This is a genomic window from Enorma timonensis, from assembly GCF_000321165.1.
In the GTDB taxonomy this organism is placed as follows: Bacteria; Actinomycetota; Coriobacteriia; order Coriobacteriales; family Coriobacteriaceae; genus Enorma.
In genome coordinates this window covers 53,115-64,658 of sequence record NZ_CAPF01000061.1, presented here as the reverse complement: position 1 = coordinate 64,658, position 11,544 = coordinate 53,115, and the positions used below count along the sequence as shown (strand labels likewise).

Here is an 11,544-nt window from a genome sequence, read left to right as displayed (position 1 = left end):
TAGAAGCTCTCCGAGAACGATGCCAAGAGGATTCGCGCGGATTTCTGGTGGGTTGACGGGCGAAGCGCGGAGCAGGATGCCCAACTCATCCCATGCCTTGGGGACGGGTCGGGCATCGATTCTGCGCGCTTTGACCTCGAGACAGCACAGCGCGCGGCGGGAAGAGGAGGATGGTTCCGCCGCGCGCTGATTGCTAGCTATTGAGAGCTTCGCCTACTGGATGGCGCCGAACTCCTTCAGGACGTTCTCGACGTCGGTGCCCTCGATCTTCTTGAGCACCTCCTTGAGCGCGAACCGCTCGATGAGGCCGAGCTTCATGTCGGTGATGGGCTTGCCGTCGCGCAGCTTCACGCTCGCCATGAGCAGGTCGCGCACGTCGAAGACGCTGCCCCACACCTCGGGCACGCCGCGGTCCACGTCGCAGAGCGTGTAGACGGCCTCCATGCCGGTGCGCATGGAGTACTCGGTGGTGAAGATGGTGTCGCGCGGCGTCTCGGCGAACTGGCCGATGAACGCGAAATTCACCGCGCCATCGGGCACCACGTCGGGGCGGTCGCCCGCGGCGCGCGGCATGAAGAACGCCGTGATGTAGGGCATCATGACCGGCACCGTGTTGGCGTGGTTCGCGGCGAGCTCGGGGATGCGCTCCTCGGGGACGCCCAGGTGGTAGAGCCACTCCTGGCAGATCTCCTCACCGGTGCACGCGCGCATGGGCTTCTTCACGAAGTTGCCCGGCTCGTCCGGGAACAGCCCGTACACCCAGACGCTCAGCTCGTTCTTGGGCTGGTCGCGGAACTGCTGCTGGCGGTTGAGCGTCCAGCTCATGAGCCAGTTGGAATCGGTGCAGGTCACGATGCCGCCCGTGACCACATGGCCGGTGAAGGGGTCGCGCTTGCAGATGGCCTGGATGTAGGGTGGGATCTCGCCGTCGAAGGTCGTCACCGTGGCGCTCATCCACTTGGACTTCTCGGGGTCGCCGCAGAAGGCGTCGGGGTGCCCGAAGCTGGGATCCTGCGCGGCGATGCGGCGCCACATGTCCCAGCCGCCGCCGGGCATGATGTCGGGCTTCCACGCGGCCGGCTTGTCCTGCGCACCCATGGTGGAGTTCTCGACGCAGCCGCCGTTGGTGATGAAGACGAGGTCGTTCTCGGTGAGGTCGATCGAGGTGATGTTGGCCGCGCCGTCCTCGCCGGGCTCGCTCAGCACGATGCGCGTGGCGACCTTCTTCACGGGCGTGCTATAGGGGTTGCGCGGGAACGCCACCTGCTGGATGCGCTGGATGGTGTCCTGGCCGGTGCCGGTGCGCGGGCGCTCCGGGCCCTGGCCGCCCCCGATGGAGAACTGGATGTCCTCGACCTTCGTGTTGAAGTGGAACTGCACGCCGGCGGCCTTGAGGTACTCGACGAGCGGCAGGATCATCGACTCGTACTGGTTGTAGCGGGTGAAGCGCAGGGCGGAGAAGTCCGGCAGCCCCGCCACGTGGTGGATGAAGCGCTTGAGGTAGAGCTTCATCTCGAGCGCGGAGTGCCAGTTCTCGAAGGCGAACATGGTGCGCCAGTACATCCAGAAGTTGGAGGAGAACACCTCATCGTCGAAGTAATCGGTGATGGGGCGGTCGTAGAGCTTCTCGTCGGGTGTGAAGATGAGCTCCATGATCTCCATGGCGGCCTTGTCCGAGAGGCCGAACTTGCCGTCGCAGCCGGCGTCGTGCCCGCGGTCCTTCGTGGCGCGGCAGAGCGAGTAGTTGGGGTCTTCCTTGTTGAGCCAGTAGTACTCGTCCAGGACGGAGACACCGGGCGTCTCGATGGAGGGGATGGAGCGGAACAGGTCCCACATCACCTCGAAGTGGTTGTCCATCTCGCGGCCGCCGCGCATGACGTAGCCGAGGCCGGGGATGTTCCGGCCGTCGCAGGCGCCGCCGGGCACGTCGTCCTTCTCGAAGATGTGGATGTTCTTGCCCGGCATCTGGGCGTCGCGCACCAGATAGGCCGCGGCGGAGAGCGCCGCCAGACCCGTGCCCACGATGTAGGCGCTCTTATGGTCGATGCCCGCGGGTTTCTTGGGGCGGGCGAAGGCTTCGTAGTTTCCGCTTGAATAGTACATGGCTGCACCTTTCTCACGCATGCATCGGCCGTGTCCGATGCGTCTCATTCCATGGTGGGGCAGCGCGCGCCGGCGCGCCATGAGCAGAGCGGCGCTTCTGTACGGTTTCTTATCAAAGCGGTGGTATTGTATAGATTGACGGGGGATGCACCCTATGACGCTGCAGGTTCGTCCGGAAGCGCGCCCTCGCTTCCCGCGACGTAGCCGCCGGGGATCTCGAGCCGGCCGAGCGCGGTCTCGATGGCGCCGTCCGAGATGATGGCGACGCCCTGCACGAGCGCGTGCGGGTCGTCGTTCATGCCCCGGGCGATCCAGTCGCGGACGGTCCCGATGAACGCATGGGCGAAGAAGTTCGCGATGAAGTCCTTATCCCGCTCGCGGATGTGCCTGCCCGCCGCATGCTCGTCGACCACGCCCTTCACCAGGTCGTGCACCACGGGGAAGAAGATCCGCTCCATCTGGTCGCGGCTCATGTTGTGGTAGACGTTGAGGACGAAGGGCTTGTTGTCCTGCAGGGCGAGGAACATGTTGAGCAGGCCGGTCTGCCAGGTGTCGGCGGTCTTGTTGCCCGCGATGATCCGCGCGGCGTCCTCTTCGCACGCCCATTCGACCAGGTCGTAGATGTCCTGGAAGTGGTAGTAGAACGTCATGCGGCTGATGCCGCAATCGTCGGTGATGTCGGCGATGGTGATCTTGCTCAGCGGTTTTTGAAGCAACAGGTGCTTGAGCGATTCCTCGAGCGCGCGTTTGGTGAGCTGGCTGGACATGCGCCCTCCCTGCGGTCGTTTCTCTTCATATACCCCGTGCAGCGGAAGGGAATGGGTTGGTTGGGGACGTGTTCCTTTCAACCCCTTTTTTGGAGGTGGCTGAAGCGAACGCGTCCCCGACCGAAAAAAGGGGTTGAAAGGAACACGTCCCCAACCAACCCATGCTGCCCGTCAAAAAGTTAGCCCCTTCTAATCTCTCGAGAAATAGTTTACCATGTCTAACCGTTTGGGGCGCAGCGGCCGCCATGAGGGCGCGGCCGCATGACCAGAAAGCGGATAGACATGATGATCAACAAGCGGCTCGTGGGGCTGGTGCCCGAGAGCAGGCGCTACATCGCGCTGAACGTCGCCTTCCAATGGGTCTCCCTCGTCGCGAACATCTGCCTGATCACGGCGATCTGCCGCGTGCTCGGGCGCGTTTTCGCACACACGGTGACGCGGGGCGACCTCGTCACCCTGGCCGTCATCGCGCTCGCGGCCATCGCCGTGCGCGCCCTGTGCACGAGCGGTGCGTCGTGGGCGAGCTTTCGCGCCTCGAGCGCGGTGAAGCGCCGCCTGCGCCCCGTCATCTACGAGAAGCTCCTGCGCCTCGGCCCGTCGTACCGCGAGCACGCGCTCACCTCGGAGGTGGTGCAGGTTTCCGTCGAGGGCGTCGACCAGCTCGAGACGTACTTCGGCGCCTACCTGCCGCAGCTCTTCTACGCCTTGCTCGCGCCGCTCACGCTCTTCGCGGTGCTCGCGCCCGTGAGCCTGCCGGCGGCCGTGGTGCTGCTCGTGTGCGTGCCGCTCATCCCCGTCGCCATCGCCGCCGTGCAGACGTGGGCGAAGCGCCTGCTCTCCAAGTACTGGGGGAGCTACACGGCGCTCGGCGACACGTTCCTCGAGAACCTCCAGGGCCTCACGACTCTCAAGGTCTACGGCGCGGACGAGATGAAGCAGCGCGAGATGAACGAACGGGCGGAGGAGTTCCGGCGCATCACCATGCGCGTGCTCGTCATGCAGCTCAACTCCATCGCCATCATGGACATCGTGGCCTATGGCGGCGCGGCGGCGGGCATCGCGGTGGGGCTCTTCCAGCTCCAGTCGGGCGCGGTCGGGCTCACCGGCTGCCTCATGATCATGCTGCTCGCGGCCGACTACTTCCTGCCCATGCGCCAGCTGGGGTCGTTTTTCCACATCGCCATGAACGGCATGGCGGCGAGCGACAAGATCTTCCGCCTGCTCGATGCCGAGGAACCCGTGCGGGGCACGGCGCCCATGCCGGCGCGCGCGGACCTGCGCATCGCGGGACTCGGCTTCACCTACCAGGGCGAGGGTGCCGCGCGGCCCGCGCTCGCCGATGTGGACCTCATGGTTCCCGAGGGGTCGTTCACGGCGATCGTGGGCGAGAGCGGCTGCGGCAAGTCGACGCTCGCCTCGGTGCTCATGGGCAGGAACCGCGGCTACACGGGCTCCGTCACCGTGGGCGGCATGGAGCTTTCCGAGCTCGACCCGGCCGACCTCATGCGCCAGGTCACCTACGTGGGCCATGCGGGCTACCTGTTCCGCGGCACGGTGCGCGAGAACCTGCTCGCCGCCAAGCCGGACGCCACCGACGACGAGCTCTGGCGGGCGCTCGAGGCCACACGGCTCGCCGGCTTCCTGCGCGCGGGCGAGGGGCTCGACACGCGCCTCGCCGAGCAGGCGTCGAACCTCTCCGGCGGCCAGCGCCAGCGCCTCGCGCTCGCCCGCGCGCTCTTGCACGACAGCCGCGTCTACATCTTCGACGAGGCCGCCTCGAACGTGGACGTGGAGAGCGAGGACGCCATCATGGCGGTCATCGGAGACCTGGCGCGCGACCGGACGGTGCTGCTCATCTCGCACCGCCTGGCCAACGTGCGCGCGGCGGACCAGATCGTGGTGCTCGATGCCGGCTCCGTGGCCGAGCGCGGCACCCATGACGAGCTCGTCGCCCGCGGCGGCGCCTACGCCATGCTGTGGGGCGCCCAGCAGGAACTTGAGAACTTCGGGACTGAGGAGGTCGCCGCATGAGAAGGACCGGTATCGGTGTGATGGCACGGCTCGTGGGCCTGGTGCGCCCGCTCGCGGGGTACATGGCGCTCGCGGTGGCGCTCGGGCTCGCTGGGCACCTGTGCGCCACGGCGCTCACCGTGCTCGGCGCATACGGCGTGCTCTCCGTTCTGGGGGAGGCGGCGCTGCCGCTTACGGGCATCGTGGCCGCGATGGCGCTCTGCGCGGTGGCGCGCGGCATCCTGCGCTACGGCGAGCAGGCGTGCAACCACTTCATCGCCTTCAAGCTGCTCGCGCTCATCCGCGACCGCGTGTTCCGGGCGCTGCGCCGCCTTGCCCCGGCCAAGCTCGAGGGGCGCGGCAAGGGCGAGCTCATCTCCGTGATCACCTCCGACATCGAGCTGCTCGAGGTGTTCTACGCGCATACCATCTCGCCCGCGCTCATCGCGCTCGCGTTCTGCGCGATTCTCGTGGCGTTCATCGGGTCGTTCAACCCGGTCCTGGGTGCGTATGCGGCGCTTTCGTACGCGCTCGTGGGCATCGTGCAGCCGTGGCTGGCCTCGCGCGCGGCAGGCGACGACGGCCTGCGCTTCCGCACGCGCTCGGGCGAGCTCTCGGGGTTCGTCCTCGACAGCCTGCGCGGGCTCGACGAGATCCTGCAGTACGACCAGGGCGACACGCGTCTGGAGGAGCTGCGCGCGCGGACGGACGCCCTCACCGCGGACGAGGCGCGCCTGAAGCGCGTCGCGGGCAGGAACGCCGCGGTCTCGAGCGCGGGCGTCCTGCTGCTCGATGTGGGGATGCTCCTGCTCGCCGCATGGCTCGCGCCCGGCGCGGCGCCGCTCGCCGGCGTGCTTGTCCCCACCGTTGCGCTCATGGGCTCGTTCGGCCCGGTGATCGCGCTCGCGAACCTGGGGAGCACGCTGCAGGCGACGTTCGCGGCGGGCAACCGCGTGCTCGACATCCTGGATGAGGAGCCGCAGGTCGAGGACGTGCACGGCCGCGCGCACACGGGTTTTGCCGGCGCGGCGGCGCGCGGCGTGGCCTTCTCCTACGACGGCGAGCCGGTGCTCGACGGCATCACGCTCGAGGCGCCCGAGGGGAAGATCGTCGGCATCACCGGGCGGAGCGGCAGCGGCAAGTCCACGCTGCTCAAGCTCTTCATGCGCTTCTGGGAGCCCGCGGCGGGGTTGGTCGAGGTCTCGGGCAGGAGCGTGTCGGACGTGAACACCGCGAACCTGCGCGCGCTCGAGTCCTTCGTCACGCAGGAAACCCACCTCTTCCGGGACAGCATTAGGGAGAACCTGCGGATCGCCAAGCTCGACGCGACGGACGAGGAGGTCGAGGAGGCGTGCCGCAAGGCGTCCCTGCACGATTTCATCTGCTCGCTGCCCCAGGGCTACGACACGCCCGCGGGGGAGCTCGGCGACGCGCTCTCCGGCGGCGAGCGCCAGCGAATCGGCCTCGCCCGCGCCTTTCTGCGCGATGCGCCGTTCATGCTGCTCGACGAGCCGACGAGCAACCTCGACAGCCTGAACGAGGCGGTGATCCTGCGCGCGCTCGCGCGCGAGCGGGAGGGCAGGACCGTGCTGCTCGTCTCGCACCGCGCCTCGACGATGCGCATCGCCGACGAGGTGGTCTCGGTCGAGCAGGGGAGGGTGTGCTGATGGGCGCCGCGCGCAACCGAAGCGACTCGCCGCGCGTGCGCGCCAAGCGGGAGCGCGAGAAGCGCATGGTGGGCGAGATGATCGCGCTGTGGTGCCGTGCCAAGCACGGGACGCGCGGCGGCGAGCTCTGCCCGGAGTGCGCCGAGCTCGCCGCGTACGCGCGCCGACGTAGCGACCGCTGCCCGTTCATGGAGGAGAAGACGTTCTGCTCCAACTGCCGGGTGCACTGCTATAGGCCCGCGATGCGCGAGAGGATCCGGGAAGTCATGCGCTTCGCCGGCCCGCGGATGATCTTCCATCACCCCGTGGCGGCGCTGCGGCATGTGTACGAGACCAGGGCTGAGGCCCGGAGGATGGGAAACGAGGAGGCGTGATGAACGTCAAGAAGGTTCTGCTGATCGTGGTGGGTTGCATCGGGCTCGTGCTGGGGGCCATCGGCGCGGTGGTGCCGTTGCTGCCGGCGTTCCCGTTCCTGATGCTCTCCGCGTACTGTTTCGCCAAGAGCTCCGAGCGGTTGCACACGTGGTTCACGGGCACCGCGCTCTACCGGAAGAACCTCGAGGGCTTCGTCTCGGGCAAGGGGATGGACTGGGCGACGAAGATCCGCGTGATGGTGACCGTGACCATCCTCATGTCCATCGGCTTCGTCATGATGCACGCGGTGCGCCTGGGCCAGCTCGTGCTGCTCTGCGTGTGGATCTTCCACATCCTCTACTTTTGCTTCGGCGTGAAGACCCGCCGCCCCGCCGCCGCCGAGTAGGGGGTTGGTTGGGGTTGGTTGGGGACGTGTTCCTTTCAACCCATTTTTTGGTTTGGACATGTTCGTTCCGGCCGCCTTCCCCAAAATGGGTTGAAAGGAACACGTCCCCAACCAACCCATTGAGCCGCGACGGAACCAGGGGCACAATTGATATAACGTGAACCGGAGTTGCGGGGAGGTCATGGTGTCCGTCGATACCAAGATGAATGCAGACGCGAAGCATGCGGGCCGCGGCTCCCGTCCCTCCGGGCGGCGCGCCCAGGACGTGCTCCGGGACGCGGTCGCCGCTGGCGAGAACGTGCGGAAGAACTACGACGCCTCGACCGCGCGGGCGCTGTACCTGGCGACAGTGCTCGGGGCATGGCATGCCGTGATCGGCATCGGCAAGATCGTGTCGGGCGTGCTCGGCACATCGCTCTTCGCGTGCGTCAACGGGCTCTATACCCTGTTCATGGGAGCGTCGCGCCTGGTCACGGCGACGGGCGCGGTGCGCGGCGGCTCCGGTTCGTCCCGGCGCTACGCGCGCGTCGCGGGCATCATGCTCACGGTTGCGAGCTTGTTCTACGTGGCGTACGCGGCATGGAGCTTCTTCCACCCATCGAGGGAGTACCAGAGGACCGCGGCGTTCGCGATCGTCGCGTTCACGTTTTTGGAGATCGGGCTCAACGTCAGGCACCTCATCCAGACGCGCGGCGCGAAGACGGCCATCGAGAAGGCGCTCAGGATCATCTCGCTGGCGAGTTCGCTCATCGCGCTCTCCCTCACACAGGAGGCGTTCCTATCGCTTCTGGGCTTCCCGCACAGCCCCACCGCCGACGCCTGCATACGGTGCCTTGCCGGGTTGATCGCGGCCTCGCTCGGCGCGCACGTCGTGCTGCGCGCCCGTCCCGGTTCGTCCACGGCGCATGGGTGGAAGTAGCGCCGGGAATGGGTTGGTTGGGGACGTGTTCCTTTCAACCCCTTTATGAGGCGGCTGAAACGAACGCGTCCCCGACCAATAAGGGGTTGAAAGGAACACGTCCCCAACCAATCCCCCCCCCAACCTCTTTTCCAGCGGGCGCTAACCGCTCGCTTACAAAACGCTCATCGAAGCGTGACGCCGCCTTCCTAAACTGGGGACGCTGTCTGTCCCCGTCTAGAAAGGCCTCCCATGCCCACCTCATCGCATGACCGTAATGTTTCCCGGCGCTCCGTCTGCAAGGCGGCGCTCGCGCTCGGTGCGGCCGCATCCATCTCCGCGCCCGCTCAAGCTGCTGCCGAGGAGGCTGCCGAGTTCGAGGAGGTCGGTGCGGAGGCTTCTGCCGAATCTTCCGCTGAGGCGGGGCGCTGGCTCAGGGGCGAGTACCATACCCATACGATCCTTTCGAAAGACGCCACGAACCCCTATATGGCGGTTGCGAACAACCTGGCAGCAGCGTTTCGCGATACGGCGGCGCTCGAGCGCATCGATGCGGGTTACGAGGATGCCCATATCGACGCGCTGACCGATGAGACGGAATTCGACTACCTCATCTTCGCCGAGCACCTGCGCCGCTCGCTCGACGGCGTCGAGAGCTCGGGGAACGATCAGTGGGATACCCCGTTCTACCAGGCCGTGCAGAAGCAGTACGACTTCGTGCGCGACCTGCAGGCGAGTGGAAGCTATGCCGACAAGACCATCGCCTTCGCATGCGAATGGGACATGCCGGATATGGACCACGGTGCCGTGCTGTTCCACACCGCGGGCAGCGATGAGCTTCCCGTCGAGAAGATCCATGAGTTCGAGTGGAAGTTCGCGCACGCAAGCGGGGACAACGCGAACGACGGCGATGACCCTACCGCTATGTACGAGAACAACGGGGCAACCGAGCTTGCGACATGGGGCGAGCGCCTGGGCGATAGCGATGTTGAGCATTCGTACGAGGGCGTGCGATGGATGCTCGAGAACTTTCCCGATGGATTCGTCCTCATCAACCACCCCTCCCGCCATGGCACGTCGGGCGCTGGCGCCGTCACGATCGAGAAACTGCGCCGCCTGAACGACATCGCGCCGGATCTGGTCTTCGGCATGGAGGGCATGCCCGGAAACCAGATGTCCTGGAGCGGCGGCCGCGGCGAGCTGCCGGAGACGTTCAACGGCTGCGACGCCATGATCGCCAAGACTGGCGGCGTCTGGGACGCCCTGCTGTGCGAGGGGCGCCGGTTCTGGAACTTCACCAACGCCGACTTCCACTTCAAGACCTCGGGCACGAGCTACGCGAGCGGATACTGGCCCAGCGAGTTCTCCTGCCAGCACACGTATGTGGTCGACACGGGGAGTCCGGTCGACGACCTCGTGCGCGCCCTGCGATCGGGCAACTCGTTTTCCACGTATGGCAACCTCATCGACGCCCTTGATTTCATGGCATCGAGTGAGGGGAGCAGCGCCACCATGGGGCAGACCCTGGAGGCCGTCGAGGGAAGCCCCGTCACGATCACCATCCGCTTCCACGTGCCGGCGATGAACAACTACCAGACCATCGGCGGGACGGACACCGGCCTGGGCGCGCATAACGCCCCTGAGGTCGACCATATCGACCTCATCATGGGCACCGTGACGGGCAAGGTCGACGAAGGCGCGTACGCTTCGACCGCCAACGCCGACGCCAAGATCGTGAAGACCTTCCACGCGGCCGACTTCGGCGAGCCGGATGCAGACGGCTGCTATACCCTGACGTACGAGGTTGAGGCCGAGCCGGGCACGACGCGGTACTTCCGGGTGCGCGGCACGAGCGTCGCCGCCGTCGACGAGAACGGCGACCCGTTGCAAGACGTCGACCCCAGCACGGGCAAGGAGGGCGTCGAGCGCTTCGACTACATCAATGACTACAACTACGCGAACCTGTGCTTCTACGCGAACCCCGTGTACGTGACGGCGGTCGAGGATACTCTGCTGCCGCAGCTGCGCAACGAGCTCTCCGCTGCGATCGAGAAGGGCGAGGGGTACGCAGCCGATAGCTATACCTCGGCGAGCTTCGCGGCGCTTGCCCGGGCGCTCGAGCACGGTCGTGGCGTGCTCGCACGCGAGGGGGCGACGCGGGAGGAGCTCGCTGCGGCCAAGCAGGCGATTGACGAGGCGATCACGGGCCTCGTCCCGGTCTCGACGGGCGATGGCGGCGCCGGCGGCTCTGGTAGCACGGATGGTACCGGCAGCACCGGAGGGACCGGCGGATCCGACGGCTCTGGAACGGGCGCTGGATCGGACTCCGATAACGCGGGCGCCGACTCCGGGAATGATGGCTCGCCGCTGCCACAGACGGGTGACACTGGGCTTGCCGCGGTCGTTGGCACGGGTCTCTTGGGCGCTGCGGCGGTAACGCTGGGTTGGGGGAGCTTGAAGCAGTCTCGTTCAGACGAGGCGTAGCAAATGGGTTGGTTGGGGACGTGTTCCTTTCAACCCCTTTTTGAGGCGGCTGAAACGAACGCGTCCCCGACCAAAAAGGGGTTGAAAGGAACACGTCCCCAACCAACCCCCAACCAACCTCTCGTCAGCCGGGCGAGGTGATAGTATCTACGGGTCTGCGGCGATATGGGAATAGCCGTAGCTCGTGCGGCTTGCAGCCGCTGTCACACGATGCCGTGAACGAGGGGATGGCCGATGCTTTTCTCGCTGGCGCCCATGGAGGGGATAACGGGTCACGCCTTTCGGCAGGTGCACGCCGCCTGCTTCGGCGCACTCGACCGCTACTACACGCCGTTTCTCACCCCGCCGCAGGTGGGGTCGGCGTTCGGCGGCCGCGCGCGCAAGGAGCTCGATCCGGCCGCCAACCGGGGACTCGATGTCGTCCCCCAGCTGCTCACGAACGATGCGGACCGCTTCGTCTGGGCCGCGCGGCTGCTCGCCGATATGGGCTATGCGGAGGTGAACCTCAACCTGGGCTGCCCGTCGGGGACGGTCGTCGCCAAGGGGCGGGGGTCAGGATTCCTGCGGGATCCGGACGCGCTCGAGGCGTTCCTGCAGGATGTGTGCGCCCGCTCGCCGCTGCCCGTGTCGGTCAAGACGCGGATCGGCATCGCGGACGACGCTGAATACGGGCGCATCCTCGGCATCTACTGCCGCCTTCCGCTCAAGGAGCTCATCGTCCATCCGCGCGTGCAGAAAGACCGCTACCAGGGCAAACCGCGCTGGGAGGCGTACGGTGAGACCCTGGCGCGCGCCCCGTTCCCCGTGGCGTACAACGGCGACATATGTTGCCGCGCCGACCTGGATGCCCTCTGC

8 protein-coding genes and 1 pseudogene are annotated in these 11,544 nt (G+C 66.6%); 7 read left to right on the top strand and 2 right to left on the bottom strand.

Features of this window, described 5'->3' with window-relative positions; translation table 11 throughout:
• Positions 1-213: 213 nt before the first annotated feature.
• Entirely contained in the window at positions 214-2,103 is a 1,890-nt protein-coding gene (locus BN423_RS07195) for an oleate hydratase (RefSeq protein ID WP_019239586.1), read from the bottom strand.
• 152 nt (positions 2,104-2,255) lie between these two features.
• Positions 2,256-2,870, bottom strand: coding sequence for a TetR/AcrR family transcriptional regulator (locus tag BN423_RS07190; RefSeq protein WP_019239585.1), 615 nt, complete (start codon positions 2,868-2,870; stop codon positions 2,256-2,258).
• A gap of 282 nt (positions 2,871-3,152) precedes the next feature.
• Here BN423_RS07190 and BN423_RS07185 point away from each other — a divergent pair, with 282 nt between their 5' ends.
• From BN423_RS07185 to BN423_RS11810, 7 genes and pseudogenes are all read left to right on the top strand, one after another.
• Positions 3,153-4,901 carry an ABC transporter ATP-binding protein/permease gene (locus BN423_RS07185; RefSeq protein WP_019239584.1) on the top strand — a complete coding sequence of 583 codons (1,749 nt, stop codon included), beginning with the start codon at positions 3,153-3,155 and terminating at the stop codon, positions 4,899-4,901.
• A complete protein-coding gene (cydC, locus tag BN423_RS07180) occupies positions 4,898-6,547 on the top strand; it encodes a thiol reductant ABC exporter subunit CydC (RefSeq protein WP_288737270.1) in 1,650 nt (549 codons plus the stop codon). The genes BN423_RS07185 and cydC overlap by 4 nt, the downstream gene beginning before the upstream one ends.
• A complete protein-coding gene (locus BN423_RS07175) occupies positions 6,547-6,921 on the top strand; it encodes a nitrous oxide-stimulated promoter family protein (RefSeq protein WP_019239582.1) in 375 nt (124 codons plus the stop codon). The genes cydC and BN423_RS07175 overlap by 1 nt, the downstream gene beginning before the upstream one ends.
• Positions 6,921-7,307, top strand: coding sequence for a YbaN family protein (locus BN423_RS07170; protein WP_019239581.1), 387 nt, complete (start codon positions 6,921-6,923; stop codon positions 7,305-7,307). Before BN423_RS07175 ends, BN423_RS07170 begins: the two co-directional genes overlap by 1 nt.
• Before the next feature lie 181 nt (positions 7,308-7,488).
• Positions 7,489-8,226, top strand: a complete 738-nt coding sequence (locus BN423_RS07165; RefSeq protein ID WP_019239580.1) for a hypothetical protein — start codon at positions 7,489-7,491, stop codon at positions 8,224-8,226.
• A gap of 231 nt (positions 8,227-8,457) precedes the next feature.
• Complete coding sequence (locus tag BN423_RS07160) at positions 8,458-10,689, top strand: CehA/McbA family metallohydrolase domain-containing protein (protein WP_019239579.1); 2,232 nt, start codon at positions 8,458-8,460, stop codon at positions 10,687-10,689.
• A 234-nt stretch (positions 10,690-10,923) separates the two neighbouring features.
• Positions 10,924-11,481: pseudogene (locus BN423_RS11810) on the top strand (tRNA-dihydrouridine synthase); the annotation flags it as partial.
• Positions 11,482-11,544: the final 63 nt, after the last annotated feature.